General features: G+C 67.6%; 13 protein-coding genes. 11 read left to right on the forward strand and 2 right to left on the reverse strand.

Features of this window, described 5'->3' with window-relative positions; translation table 11 throughout:
• The 8 genes from LGN19_RS37720 to LGN19_RS37755 form a co-directional block, all read left to right on the forward strand.
• Positions 1–505, forward strand: a 505-nt coding sequence (locus LGN19_RS37720) for a TOBE domain-containing protein (RefSeq protein WP_226220042.1), incomplete at its 5' end; no start/stop codon positions are given.
• Between the two features lie 10 nt (positions 506–515).
• Positions 516–1484 (forward strand): ABC transporter permease subunit, encoded by a 969-nt coding sequence (locus LGN19_RS37725; RefSeq protein WP_226220043.1) that lies wholly within the window; start codon positions 516–518, stop codon positions 1482–1484.
• A complete protein-coding gene (locus tag LGN19_RS37730; protein WP_226220044.1) occupies positions 1481–2422 on the forward strand; it encodes an ABC transporter permease subunit in 942 nt (313 codons plus the stop codon). The genes LGN19_RS37725 and LGN19_RS37730 overlap by 4 nt, the downstream gene beginning before the upstream one ends.
• 31 nt (positions 2423–2453) lie before the next feature.
• Positions 2454–4025: a DUF3138 family protein gene (locus LGN19_RS37735; protein WP_226220045.1), complete on the forward strand. Its 1572-nt coding sequence runs from the start codon at positions 2454–2456 to the stop codon at positions 4023–4025.
• 26 nt (positions 4026–4051) lie between these two features.
• Positions 4052–5344 carry an NAD(P)/FAD-dependent oxidoreductase gene (locus LGN19_RS37740; protein WP_226220046.1) on the forward strand — a complete coding sequence of 431 codons (1293 nt, stop codon included), beginning with the start codon at positions 4052–4054 and terminating at the stop codon, positions 5342–5344.
• A 72-nt stretch (positions 5345–5416) separates the two neighbouring features.
• Entirely contained in the window at positions 5417–5797 is a 381-nt protein-coding gene (locus LGN19_RS37745; RefSeq protein ID WP_226220047.1) for a cupin domain-containing protein, read from the forward strand.
• A gap of 47 nt (positions 5798–5844) precedes the next feature.
• Positions 5845–7260 carry an amidase family protein gene (locus LGN19_RS37750; RefSeq protein ID WP_226220048.1) on the forward strand — a complete coding sequence of 472 codons (1416 nt, stop codon included), beginning with the start codon at positions 5845–5847 and terminating at the stop codon, positions 7258–7260.
• Positions 7261–7285: 25 nt separating this feature from the next.
• On the forward strand, positions 7286–8776 hold the full coding sequence (locus tag LGN19_RS37755) for an aldehyde dehydrogenase (protein WP_226220049.1): 1491 nt from the start codon (positions 7286–7288) through the stop codon (positions 8774–8776).
• A 63-nt stretch (positions 8777–8839) separates the two neighbouring features.
• On the opposite strand, the gene LGN19_RS37760 is transcribed toward LGN19_RS37755, so the two are convergent.
• On the reverse strand, positions 8840–10693 hold the full coding sequence (locus LGN19_RS37760) for an ABC transporter ATP-binding protein (protein ID WP_226220050.1): 1854 nt from the start codon (positions 10691–10693) through the stop codon (positions 8840–8842).
• A 98-nt stretch (positions 10694–10791) separates the two neighbouring features.
• Entirely contained in the window at positions 10792–11811 is a 1020-nt protein-coding gene (locus LGN19_RS37765; RefSeq protein WP_226220051.1) for an alpha/beta hydrolase family protein, read from the reverse strand.
• Positions 11812–11959: 148 nt separating this feature from the next.
• Between LGN19_RS37765 and LGN19_RS37770 the strand changes: the two genes are divergently transcribed.
• The 3 genes from LGN19_RS37770 (at position 11960) to LGN19_RS37780 (ending at position 13943) form a co-directional block, all read left to right on the forward strand.
• Positions 11960–12556: a TetR/AcrR family transcriptional regulator gene (locus LGN19_RS37770; RefSeq protein WP_175223324.1), complete on the forward strand. Its 597-nt coding sequence runs from the start codon at positions 11960–11962 to the stop codon at positions 12554–12556.
• Positions 12557–12726: 170 nt separating this feature from the next.
• Entirely contained in the window at positions 12727–13293 is a 567-nt protein-coding gene (locus LGN19_RS37775) for a TetR/AcrR family transcriptional regulator (RefSeq protein ID WP_122950167.1), read from the forward strand.
• A 224-nt stretch (positions 13294–13517) separates the two neighbouring features.
• Positions 13518–13943, forward strand: a complete 426-nt coding sequence (locus LGN19_RS37780; protein WP_174959891.1) for an organic hydroperoxide resistance protein — start codon at positions 13518–13520, stop codon at positions 13941–13943.
• Positions 13944–13958: the final 15 nt, after the last annotated feature.

Consider the following 13958-nt stretch of genomic DNA (forward strand, 5'->3'; position numbering starts at 1 on the left):
GGAAGAGGCGATGACGATGGCGAGCCGCCTCGCGGTGATGAGCGAAGGCAAGATCGTGCAGATAGGCGCGCCGGGCGAAGTCTACGAATTCCCGAACAGCCGCTTCTCCGCCGAATTCATCGGCTCGACCAACCTGTTCGAAGGGCGTGTGGTCGAGGACGAACCCGATCACATCTTCGTCGAAAGCGACGATCTCGAAGCACGCATGCATGTGAACCATGGCGTGACGGGCCCGCTCGGGATGCCGGTCGGCATCTCGGTGCGCCCGGAACGCGTGCACGTGTCGCGCGAGAAGCCGGGTTCGAAGCACAACTGGGCGCGCGGCGTCGTGACCGACATCGCGTACATGGGCAGCTACTCGCTGTACCACGTGCGCCTGCCGAGCGGCAAGACGGTCGTGTCGAACCTGTCGAGCTCGCACCTGATGAACGACAACGCACCGGCGTGGAACGACGACGTGTTCGTGTCGTGGTCGCCGGCCAGCGGTGTCGTGCTGACGCAATGAGGACGCCACGATGAGAACCTCTGCTTCCACTCCATCCGCGCCGGTGTCGACCGGCGCCGGCCACACGCGCCCGGGCCGTTTCTCCATGCTGTCGCGCTTCCTGCCGTCGGGCCGCAGCGTCGCGATCGGCGTGCCGTTCGTATGGCTCGCGGTTTTCTTCGCGCTGCCGTTCGTGCTGGTGCTGAAGATCAGCTTCGCCGACCAGATGCTCGGCATCCCGCCGTACACCGCACTCGCGCGGCTGGAGGCCGGCACCGTGCAGGTCGCGCTGTCGCTGAAGCATTACGCGCTGCTGCTGCAGGACGACCTGTACCTGAACACCTACGTCAGCTCGCTGAAGATGGCCGCGGCGTCGACGCTGATGTGCCTGCTGGCCGGCTATCCGATCGCGTACTGCATCGCGCGCTCGGCGCCGGCCCGCCGCAACCTGCTGATGATGGCCGTGATGCTGCCGTTCTGGACGTCGTTCCTGATCCGCGTCTATGCGTGGGTCGGGATCATGAAGGACGACGGGCTGCTGAACCACGTGCTCGCGGCGCTCGGCGTGATCGCGACGCCGCTGCGCCTGTATCACACCGACGCGGGCGTCTACATCGGGATGGTCTATTCGTACCTGCCGTTCATGGTGATGCCGCTGTATGCGCACCTCGTAAAGATGGATCTCACGCTGCTCGAGGCCGCGAACGATCTCGGCGCGACGCCGTGGTCCGCGTTCTGGCGCATCACGCTGCCGTTGTCGCGCAACGGCATCGTCGCGGGCAGCCTGCTGGTGTTCATTCCGGCGGTCGGCGAATACGTGATCCCCGAGCTGCTCGGCGGCGCGAACACGCTGATGCTCGGCCGCGTGATGTGGGACGAGTTCTTCAACAACATGGACTGGCCGATGGCGTCCGCGGTGACGGTGACGATGGTGCTGCTGCTGCTCGTGCCGATGGCGCTGCTCCATTACAGCCAGACCGAAGCGGAGGCCCGGCCATGACCCGCGCGAATCGCATCCTGTCCGCGTGCGTGCTGGGCGCGGGCTTTCTGTTCCTGTACATCCCGATCATCAGCCTGGTCGTGTACTCGTTCAACGCATCGAAGCTGGTGACGGTGTGGTCGGGCTTCTCGCTGAAGTGGTACGGCGCGCTGCTGCACGATGACGAACTGCTCACGGCCGCATGGCTGTCGCTGAAGATCGCGCTGCTGACGGCGACCGCGTCGGTCGCGATCGGCACCTGGGCCGGCTTCGTGCTCGCCCGCATGGGGCGCTTTCGCGGTTTCACGCTGTATGCCGCGATGATCAATGCACCGCTGGTGATTCCGGAAGTGATCCAGGGCATCTCGCTGCTGCTGCTGTTCGTCGCGATGCAGCAGACCTTCGGCTGGCCGGCCGGACGCGGCTGGCTGACGATCTGGATCGGCCACGTGATGCTGTGCCTGTCGTTCGTCGCGGTGATCGTGCAGTCGCGCGTGAAGGAGCTCGACCGTTCGATCGAGGAGGCCGCACTCGATCTCGGCGCGCGGCCGTGGAAGGTGTTCTTCGTGATCACGCTGCCGCTGATCGCGCAGGCGCTGGTGTCCGGCTGGCTGCTCGCGTTCACGGTGTCGATCGACGACGTGATCCTGTCCGCGTTCCTGTCGGGCCCTGGCTCGACGACGCTGCCGCTCGTCGTGTTCTCGCGCGTGCGGATGGGGCTGAATCCGGAGATGAATGCGCTCGCCACGGTGTTCATCACGGTGGTGACGATCGGTGTCGTCGTCGTGAACCGCACGATGCTGGCCCGCGAGCGGCGGCAGGCGCGCGACACGCGTACGTGGCTCGCGGCATCCGCGCCCGAGATATCGGGCACCCCCGCGTCCCCGTCCACCATGCCGCCCGCGCGCGCGCCGGCTGCGGCGCCGCTGCACGACCGTATCCCGCATCCCACGAAGTGACGAACAAAGACGAACGACTAGGAGACATTCCATGAAAAAGAAGATGCTCTGCGCGCTGATCGCCGGAGCGCTGCCGGGGCTGGCCGCGGCGAACCCGAGCGCCGACCAGATCCGGACGCTGCAGCAGCAGATCGCGGTGCTGCAACGGCAGATGAGCGCGCTGCAATCGCAGCTTGGCGCGAAGCCTTCGGCCGTACCGGCCGCGGCGAACGCGTCGAACGCGGCGACCGGCGCGGCGGCTGACCCCTCCGCACCCGGCTACGGGCAGGCACCGGCTGTGCTCACCAACGACGACGTGTCGGAGATCCGGCAGCAGGTCGCGAACCAGCAACTGAAGGTCGATTCGCTGACCGATGCCGCACGTACGGGCCCGATCGCGGGGCTGTCGGTGACTGGCTACCTTGATCCGACCTACCTGTACAACCGGGGCGGCGGCACGTCGTCGTTCCAGTTCGCGAATCATGAGAACGCGTACACCTACTACAACAGCACGTTCGGCGACGTATTCCTCGACATCAAGAAGACCTTCGGTGTCGGCCCGACCGCGCCGTCCGCGGAAATCACGCTGATGCCGAACCGCGGCGCGGGCCTGTCGATGATGACGGGCAGCGGCTCGAGCGGCCTGAACATCATCAACACGGCGGTCCTGACCGTGCCGCTGTCGGGCACGACGGCGCTCACCGGTGGTCTCGTGACGGGCTTCGGCGGCTACGAGTACCAGCAGTCGAACATGATGCTGACGCTCACGCACAACCTGCTGTACGACTTCTCCGATCCGGGCTCGTCGATCGGCGCGGGCCTCAACTACCAGAGCGCGGACGGCCACTGGGCGTGGAAGTTCTTCGTCGGCAACGAGCAGTTCCGCAGCGCGGGCGCGGTCACGCAGACCGGCGTCAACGCGCTCGGCGACCCGATCACGACCAGCAACAAGGTGCCGACCTTCACCGCGCGCGTCGATTACCTGCACGGCAGCGCGCTCGACGTCGGCGGCTCGATCAGCATCGGCCGCCAGACGCTGCCGAGCGCGGTCGATCCGGCGACCGGCAACGTGCGCTATGGCGTGGGCGGCAACGCCCCGAGCGCGTACGGCGCATTCTTCTTCGGCGAAGCCGATGCGACCTACACGCTCGCCGATGCGCAGTACAACGCCGAATTCGACTATGGCCAGCAGCAGCACGGCGCGTTCAACGGCGGGCTCGCGCAGTGGTTCGGGCTGTCGCTGCTCGCGCACCGCAAGTTCAACGCGCCGGTGGTCGGCCGCATGGGCGCGACGCTGCGCTACGACCTGCTCGTGAACCGGAAGAACGGCGGCGGCGGTTCGTCGATCGGTTTGAACGGTAACGGGATGGATCCGTACAACGGCTTCGGCATCGATGCGGACTGCCTCGCGATGTCGAAGGCGAATGGCGGTGTCGGCTTCGAATGCAAGGGCGCGACGCGGCAGGCCGCCGCGTTCGACCTGCTGTTCTACCCGACCCAGCAAGTGACGGTGAAGGTCGAATACCGGCACGACTGGGCGAGCAACAAGGTGTTCCTGCGTCACGACGGGTCGTACGAGAAGTCGAACGACCTGCTCGCCACCCAACTCATCTACGCGTTCTGACGCGACGCCGTTCGCGAGTCTTGCACATGCTCAAGTTCGAAAACCAGCAACATGTTCAGTCCTACTACGCAGTGACGGCCAACAACCGTGCGCGGTATCCGTCGCTCGATGGGGCCGTGACGGCCGACGTCTGCGTGATCGGCGGCGGGCTCACGGGCCTGTCCGCGGCACTCGATCTGGCCGAGCGCGGCCATTCGGTCGCGCTCGTCGAGGCGTCGAAGATCGGCTGGGGCGCGAGCGGGCGCAACGGCGGCCAGCTGATCGCCGGTTACGCGTGCGATATCGATACGTTTTCGGCCTACCTGCCGGAAGACGACGTGCGGCGCGTCTGGGCGATGGGGCTGGAGTCGGTCGAGATCGTCCGGCAGCGGGTCGAGCGGTACGGCATCGATTGCGACCTGACCTCGGGCTTCCTGACTGCCGCGAACAAGCCGCGCCATCTCGATGCGCTGCGCGCGTGGCGCGATACCGCGGCGAGACGCTTCGGCTATCGCGGCTACGAGGTCGTCGAGCGTGCCGACATGCATCGCTTCGTCGCGTCGGACCGTTACGTCGGCGGCCTCCGTTACGAAGGCAGCGGCCATCTGCATCCGCTGAACTACACGCTCGGCCTCGCGCGGGCGGCGCACGAAGCCGGTGTGACGATCCATGAGAACACGCCCGCGCTCGCGCTCGATCGTGCCGCGCCGTATCACCGCGTCACGTGTGCGCGCGGGCACGTGGATGCCCGTCATGTCGTGCTGGCCTGCAACGCGTACCTGGGGCGGCTGGCGCCGGCGCTCGCACGCAAGATCATTCCGGTCGCGACGTACCTGATCGCGACGGAGCCGCTCGGCGACGCGCGCGCGGCCGAGACGATGCCGGCCGATGCGGCGATCTGCGACACGAATTCGGCGCTCGACTATTTCCGGCTGACGCGCGACCGCCGGCTGCTGTGGGGCGGCAAGGCCAGCAGCTCGACGAACACGCCGCGCGATCTCGCGGCCGCGATGCGGCGCGACATGCTGAAGACGTTCCCGCAGCTGGCCGATGTGCGGATCGACTACGCGTGGGGCGGCCTGATCGACGCGACGATGAATCGCGCGCCGCATTTCGGCCGGCTCGAGCCGACCGTGTATTTCGCGCAGGGCTTTTCCGGGCACGGCGTCAACGTGACGGGCCTCGCGGGGCGGCTGATCGCGGAAGCGATCGACGCGCAGGCCACGCGCTTCGACCTGTTCGGCCGGATCCGCCATCGCGACTTTCCCGGCGGGCGGGCGCTGCGCACGCCGATGCTGGCGCTTGCCATGACCTGGCACCGGATGATGGACCTGCTCTGACCCGCGCGGGGGCGGCTCGTCCGTCCGCGCGACATTGAAACGTTTCGAATCACTCATGCCCTGGAGGCACTCATGACCAACATCACGAATCTCGTCGACCTGATGCGGGCACCGGCGAAGCTCACGCAAAGCCGCGTGCCGAGCGGGCTGCTGCTCGACGGCAATCCGCTGCAGACGCTGTCGCATCACTACCTCAGCCCGTGCGGGGAATTCAGCTGCGGGATCTGGGAATGCACGCCAGGCCGCTGGACGATCAAGTACGACGAGTCGGAGTATTGCGAGATGCTGAGCGGCGTCGTGATCGTGCGCGACGCGGACGGCCGCGAACGCGTGCTGCGCGCGGGCGACCGCTTCGTGATCCCGCCGGGTTTTCGCGGCACGTGGGAAGTCGTCGAAACGTGCCGCAAGATCTATGCGTCGCACGCACCGCAGGCCGGACAGCCGAGCGTGTAACGCGCGGCCGGTTCAGGACAACCATCGAGATCAACGAGGAGCAACCCATGACCCAGGAATTGTGGCGTCTCAGTGCGGCCGAGATGGCCGAGCGCGTCGCGCGTCGCGACGTGTCTGCCACCGAACTCACGCGCAGCTGCCTGCAGCGGCTCGAGGCGGTGAACCCCGTCATCAACGCGGTCGTCGACGTGATGGCCGACAGCGCGTTGCAGGCCGCGTCCGATGCCGACGCCGCGATCGCGCGCGGCGCGCCGGTCGGCCCGCTGCACGGCGTGCCGGTGACCGTGAAGATCAACGTCGACACTGCCGGATGCGCGACGACCAACGGCGTGCGCGCGTTTTCGGACCTGATCGCGCACGAGGACAGCCCGGTGACCGCGAACCTGCGCAAGGCCGGCGCGATCGTGATCGGGCGCAGCAATGCGCCGGCGTTTTCGTATCGCTGGTTCACCGACAACGACCTGCACGGCCGCACGTCGAACCCGTGGGATGCGTCGCTGACGCCGGGCGGTTCCAGCGGCGGTGCCGCCGCGGCCGTGGCCGCCGGCATTGGCGCGATCGCGCACGGCAACGACCTGGGCGGCTCGATCCGCTACCCGGCCTACGCATGCGGCGTCGCCGGGCTGCGGCCCAGCACCGGGCGCGTACCGGCGTACAACCCGACGCAGTCGAAGGATCGCACGCTCGCGGTGCAGCTCGCCTCCGTCCAGGGCCCGCTCGCGCGCACGGTCGGCGATCTGCGGCTCGCGCTCGACGCGATGGCGGCGGGTGACGCGCGCGACGCATGGTGGATGCCGGTCGCGCCGAATGCGCACGAAGCCGGGTTCCCCGCGCGCGTGGCCGTGTGCCCGGCGCTGCCGGGTGTGCCGTCCGATCCGGTCGTGGTCGATGCGATCCGGCAGGCCGCACGCTGGCTTGAAGAAGCCGGCTGCATCGTCGAGGAAGTGGTGCCGCCGCGAATCGCCGAAGCGTGCGAACTGTGGCTGGACCTGGTGACCAACGAAGCGCGCAGCGGCCTCGGCGACGTGATCATGCAGCACGGCGACGCGGCGATCCGTACCGCGTTCGCGAGCCAGCGCCGTCTCGCGAAGCCGCTGGACCTCGAGGGCTACATGAACGGCCTCGCGCGGCGCACTGCGCTGCTGCGCGACTGGCAGCAGTTCTTCGCGCGCTATCCGCTGCTGCTGATGCCGGTGTCGTGCGCGCAGCCGTTCGCGATCGACGCCGATCAGCACGGCGACGACGCGATGCGCGCGATCGTCGAGCGGCAGGGGCCGTTGCTCGCGACCGCGCTGCTCGGGCTGCCGGGGCTGTCGGTGCCGACCGGCATCCGCGCTGGCGTGCCGACCGGCGTGCAGCTCGTCGCCGGCCGCTTCCAGGAAGCGCTGTGTCTCGCCGCGGGTGAAGCGATCGAGGCGCGCGCGGGCATCTTCACGCCGATCGATCCGGTCACCGGGTCGTGATGCGCGACTTTTCACGAGGAAACGCATGAATCAACCGACATTCGAAGACTGGCAGGCCCGCGCGGCCGTCGTGCGGGTCGAAGGGCGCGCATTCATCGACGGTGCGGCGCGCCACGCGCAAACCGGCGCGACCTTCGCTTGCGTGAGCCCGATCGACGGTTCCGTGCTCGCGCACGTGGCCGATTGCGGCGCCGACGACGTCGACCTCGCGGTGGCGGCCGCGCGCCGCGCGTTCGACGCGAGGAGCTGGGCCGGCATGAATCCGCGCGCCCGCAAGGCGGTGCTGCAGCGCTGGGCCGCGCTGATGCGCGAGCACCTCGACGAGCTCGCGCTGCTCGAGACGCTCGACACCGGCAAGCCGATCGCCGATACCACGGCGATCGACGTGCCGGCGGCCGCGCATTGCGTCGACTGGTATGCGGAGGCGATCGACAAGGTCGGCGGCGAAGTCGCGCCGGTCGACCATCATCTGGTCGGGCTCGTCACGCGCGAGCCGATCGGCGTCGTCGCGGCCGTCGTCCCGTGGAATTTCCCGCTGCTGATGGCCGCGTGGAAATTCGCGCCGGCGCTCGCGGCCGGCAACAGCGTCGTGCTCAAGCCATCCGAGAAATCGCCGCTCACCGCGATCCGTGTCGCGCAGCTCGCGTGCGACGCGGGCGTGCCGCCCGGCGTGTTCAGCGTCGTGCCGGGCGGCGCGGAGCCGGGCAGGGCGCTCGCGCTGCATCGCGACGTGGACTGCATCGCGTTTACGGGGTCGACGCGCACGGGGCAGCAGATCATGGCGTGCGCCGCGCAGTCGAACCTGAAACGCGTATGGCTCGAGCTCGGCGGCAAGTCGCCGAACATCGTGCTGCGCGATTGCTCCGATCTCGACCGCGCCGCGCAGGCGGCCGCCGACGCGATCTTCTTCAACATGGGCGAAGTGTGCACGGCCGGCTCGCGCCTGCTCGTGCATCGCGACATCAAGGACGCATTCGTCGCGAAGCTGGTCGACGCGTCGCGGCGCTACACGCCCGGGCATCCGCTCGATCCGTCGGTGACGATGGGGGCGATCGTCGATCGCACGCAGCTCGACCGGGTGATGGGGTATATCGGCGCCGGGCGCGACGAAGGCAAGCTTGTGACGGGCGGCGCGCGCGTGAAGGAGGAAACGGGCGGGTTCTATGTCGAACCGACGGTGTTCGAGGTGAGGCCGGATGCGAAGATCGCGCGCGAGGAGATTTTCGGGCCGGTGCTGTCGGTGATCGTGTTCGACGATGTGGACGAGGCCGTGCGGATCGCCAACGACACCGAGTATGGACTGGCCGCGGCCGTCTGGTCGGCCGATCTCTCGACCGCGCATGCCGTGGCGAGGCGGCTGCGCGCGGGCACCGTGTGGGTCAACTGCTATGGCGACGGCAGCGACGACATGAACTTCCCGTTCGGCGGCTACAAGCTGTCGGGCAACGGCCGCGACAAGTCGCTGCATGCGCTCGACAAGTACACCGAGCTGAAATCGACGGTCGTGCGGTTGTAACGTCGGAGGCAACGCGCGGCCTGAACGACGAGGCCGCGCGTCTCACGCATCCGGATGAGCGGCTTACTGCTCCGCCTTCTCCACATCCGCCGTTTCACCGAGGAAGCCGCCGCTCTGATGCGCCCACAGTCCGGCATAGATGCCGCCGGCCTGCAGCAGTTGCTGATGCGTACCTTCCTCGACGATGCGCCCTTCGTCGAGCACGATCAGCCGGTCCATCGCCGCGATGGTCGACAGCCGGTGCGCGATCGCGATCACCGTCTTGCCGTGCATCAGGCCGTCGAGGCTGCGCTGGATCGCGACTTCGACTTCCGAATCGAGCGCACTGGTTGCCTCGTCGAGCACGAGAATCGGCGCGTCCTTGAGCATCACGCGCGCGATCGCGACGCGCTGCCGCTGGCCACCCGACAGCTTCACGCCGCGCTCGCCGACCTCGACGTCGTAGCCGCTGCGGCCGTGGCGGTCGCGCAGCCGGTCGATGAACTCGGACGCTTCCGCGCGCACGGCCGCGTCGTGCATCTCGCGCTCGGTCGCGTCGGGGCGCCCGTACAGCAGGTTCTCGCGCATCGTCCGGTGCAGCAGCGACGTATCCTGCGTGACCATCCCGATCGCGCTGCGCAGGCTGTCCTGCGTCACGTGCGCGATGTCCTGCCCGTCGATCCGGATCGTGCCGCCGCCCACGTCGTAGAAGCGCAGCAGCAGGTTCACGAGCGTCGACTTGCCGGCACCCGAGCGGCCGATCAGACCGATCCGCTCGCCGGGCCGGATCGTCAGGTTCAGCCCGTCGAACACCGCGCGGTCGTTGTCCTCGTGCGCGAACTGCACGTTGTCGAACACGATCCCGCCGCGCTGCACCGCGAGCGGCTTCGCATCGGGCGCGTCGACCACGCTGCGCACCTTCGTCAGCGTATTGATGCCATCCTGGATCGTGCCGACGTTCTCGAACAGCTCGGTCATCTCCCACATGATCCAGTGCGAATAGCTCGACAGGCGCAGCGCCATCGCGATCACCGCCGCGACGACACCCGCGCTCACCTCGCCGTGCATCCACAGAACCAGCGCGAGGCCGGTCGAGCCGACCAGCAGCAGCGTCGACAGCAGGTGGTTGACGACCTCGAACGCGCTGACGAGCCGCATCTGCGCGTCGCCGGTCGCCTTGAACGCTTCCATCGCGCGGCGCGCGTGGTCGGCTTCCCGCCGCGTGTGCGAGAACAGTTTCACGGTCGTGATGTTCGAATACGCGTCGGTGATGCGGCCCGTCATCAGCGCGCGCGCATCGGCCTGGCGGCTGCCGACGTCTCCGAGGCGCGGCACGAAAAACGCGCACGCCGCGCCGTAGCCCAACGCCCACAGCACAAGCGGGATCATCAGCCGCCAGTCGAAGCTGGCCGCGAGCGCGAGGATGCCGATCAGGTACGCGGCGACGCCGATCACGACGTCGACCGACATGAACAGCGCATCGCGCACCGCGAGTGCGGTCTGCATGATCTTGGTCGTCACGCGGCCCGCAAATTCGTTCGCGTAGAACGACAGGCTCTGGTCGAGCATCAGCCGGTGAAACAGCCAGCGCAGCCGCATCGGGAAGTTGATCGCAAGCACCTGGTGCTTGACCATCGTATGCAGCGCGATCAGCAGCGTACTGCCGGCGAGAATCGCCGCGAAGCCGGCGAGCGTGCCGAAGTGCCTGCCGCCGAATTCGGCCGGCGTCGCGGACGCGAGCCAGTCGACCACGCGGCCCATCATCGCGAACAGCGCGGCTTCGTAGGCGGCCAGCGCGGCCGACGTCAGCGCGACCAGCAGGACCCAGCTGCGCGCGCCTTTCGTGCACGCCCAGACGAACGAGAAGAATCCCCGCGGCGGCGTGGCGGGATCTTCGAGCGGGAAAGTCGGCAGGCGCCGTTCAAACCACGAAAACATTGAAACCTCTCCTTGATGCGGCCACGCCGACCGGCGCGGCCCGTATTGCCCGTTTCATGCGCGACGCCCTTAGCGGCGCCGCCGTGTTGCACGCGTGTTCACTGCGCCCGGATCCATGCCTCGATCGGGCCGAGCGTGTCCGGTGCATACGCATCGCGCCCGAGCGCCGTGTACAGCCACTGCTTCCACGTCGGCCAGTCGGACTCGAGCTGGTAGTCGAACCAACTGCTGCGCAGCAGCGCATGCGTCGCATCGGGCACGACCGCCACGCGCCGATCGGGCTGGTTCGCGAACGCATGCGTGTAAGCATTCGCCTCATCGAGCGGATCGACATTGCGGTCCTGCGCGCCCCACACGGCCAGCACGGGCCCCTGCATCGTCGCGAGTGCCTGTGACGCGTCTTCCAGGTAGTTGCGCGCGATGAAGCCGAAGCGGCGCGGCTCGATGTCGGGACGGCGGCGCGGATCGGCCGGCACGTCCGCCTGGCCGAAGATCGCGTCGTTGTCGCGTCGCTCGGCGGCCAGTGTCGCATCGATTCGATCCGGCTGCAGGCCGGTTGCCTCGAGCTGCTGTCGCGTGAGGTAAGTGCCTTGCCGGCGCCAGCTGACGGCGCCGCCGATGATGACCGAGAATGCGGGCCGCACCGCATTCGCGACGCGCGGAATGACCCAGCCGCCTTGCGAGAAGCCGAGCAGGCCGATCTTGTGCGCGGGACCGACGGTGGCGCGCACGCGCGCCATCGCGGCGATCGTTTCGTTCGCGCGATCCTGCATCGATTGCGTGAGCCAGTCGCCGCTGCTGCGGCCGGTGCCTTGCTTGTCCCACGCGAACACGCCGATGCCGGCGTCGAGCAGGCTGTTGACGAGCGGCAGCATCGCGTCGTCCGAGAAGCGCGTGCGCGGCCCGTCGCCGTGGACGAGCAGCACGATCGGCGCATCGGGCGCGTGCGCCGGCAATGCGAGCGTGCCGACGAGGTCGGCGTCGCCGGCGCGGAATGCGAGCGTCGCTACATCCGCGCCCTTCAGCTCGAAATCGGACAGGCCGCGCAACACGACTGCACCCACCGCGGCCAGCAGGAGCAGGACGAGCGCGATGCCGGCAATGACGATTCGTTTCAAGAGGCCCTCGGTGCGGTGGTGTGGGCGGACGTCGCAGGCGGCACGTGCAGCGGCACGGTGCCTTGACGCCTGCGGGACATCGCCCCGATAATAGATCGACTAGTCAGTCTAATAAAAATTTGAGTGATCGTCGAGCACGGAGTTCCTGTTGAGAAAGATCGACCCTGAAAGAGTGGAAGCGAAGCGACGCCAGATCCTGGACGCCGCGATCGACTGTTTTGCGCGCGACGGCTTCCATGCGACGTCCACGGCCGCGATCTGCAAGGCGGCCGGCATGAGCCCCGGCAACCTGTTCCACTATTTCCCGACGAAGGCGGCGATCATCGAGGCGGTCGCGCAGGAGGACCAGCGCGAGATGGCCGAACTGTTCGCACGGCATGCGAACGCCGACGATGCGCTGACCGCGATCGAGGAGATCGCGCTGGCATTGATGGAATTGTCGAGCGATCCCGTCTATGCGCGCATCAGCGTCGAGACCGCGGCGGAGGCGACGCGCAATCCGGATGTCGCCGCGCTGTTCGCGGCGAACGAGGCGCAGGTGAAAGGGCGGATGATCGCGCTGATCAAGCGCGGTGTCGCGCAAGGGAAGATCGACGGCAGCCTGAAGCCCGATCTCGTCGCGACCTGGCTGCTCGCGCTCGCCGAAGGCGCGGTCGGGCGCGTTGTGTTCGAGCCGGGGTTCAAGCCGCGCGCGCACCGGGCGATGCTGCGGACGATCATTCAGCGGATGTTGAAGCCACAGTAGGCATGGTCGTGCGGGTATGACGCACACCGGGTTCGGGCGCGATCCGAGCCCGGCGCGCGCGTTGCGCGGCCATTGGCTGGCGAGCACGGGCAGGGCGCCGGGCAGTTCGCGGATCGCGCCCTCAAAAAAAGCCCTTGACTGTCTATCTATGAGTAGATAAAGTTCGCTGCATGGAAACGAAACCGACCGTCCGCGAACAGATTCTCGACCACGCGATCACGCTGATGATGCTGCGCGGTTACAACGGCTTCAGCTATCGAGACCTGTCCGACCTGGTGGGCGTGAAGACGTCGAGCATCCATTACTACTTCCCGTCGAAGGACGACCTCGTGCTGGAAGCGGTGTCGGTTTATAGCGACGACGTCCTCTCGGCCATGCGGGCGATCGATCCGGCGCTGCCGGCCGACGTCAAGCTGAGCCTGTACACGAAGATGTTCGGCCGCACGCTCGGCGACGGCAACATGATCTGCCTGTGCGGAATGCTCGCGGCCGATATCGAATCGTTGCCGGAGCATGTGCGGCAGGCCGTGCAGGCGTTCTTCAAGGCCAACGAGAGCTGGCTCGCGGAATTGCTGGCGCAGGGCGCGAAGGAAGGCACGCTGCAGTTCAGCGGCAAGCCCGAAACGGCCGCGCGCACGTTGTATGCGGCGTTCCAGGGCAGCGTGCTGGCCAGCCGGCTGTTTCACACGCGGGCGCGTCTCGAGGATGTCGAGGCGGTCTGGAAAACGCGGCCCTGACGGGCGGCGCAAGCGGTCAGGCGGTTCGCCGCCTTTTTATTGGATCTGGTTGTCTATCTGGTGATAGATAGATTGCCTGGGCAGGCGGATCAACCGCCTGCATTTTTTGGGGATGTTTGTCTATCTATGAGTAGATAAACAAGCGCGAAACGGGCTGTCGAGCAGCCGGCACGCGGCCCCGGGTTGGAAGGCTGTTTCACTCACTGATTGAAAAGGAGTCTGTCATGTCGATCGAAAAAGTGCTGTACCGCGCCCATGCAAAAGCCACCGGCGGCCGCGACGGCCGTGCCACGGTGCCCGAGAGCGACCTCGACCTGAAGCTGGCCACGCCGCGCGAACTCGGCGGCGCGGGCGGCGCAGGCGCGAACCCCGAGCAACTGTTCGCCGCCGGCTACAGCGCGTGCTTCATCGGCGCGATGAAGTTCGTCGCGGCCCGCGACAAGATCGCGATGCCCGCGGACGCCGCGATCGAAGGCAGCGTCGGCATCGGCGCGATCCCGAACGGTTTCGGCATCGAAGTCGAACTGAAGATCGCGCTGCCGGGCCTCGACCGCGATACCGCGCAGACGCTGATCGATCGCGCACACCTCGTGTGCCCGTACTCGAACGCGACGCGCGGCAACATCGACGTCACGCTTACGCTCGTCTGATATTACGCATTGCGA

The sequence above is a fragment of the Burkholderia sp. AU30198 genome (assembly GCF_020419825.1).
In the GTDB taxonomy this organism is placed as follows: domain Bacteria; phylum Pseudomonadota; class Gammaproteobacteria; order Burkholderiales; family Burkholderiaceae; genus Burkholderia.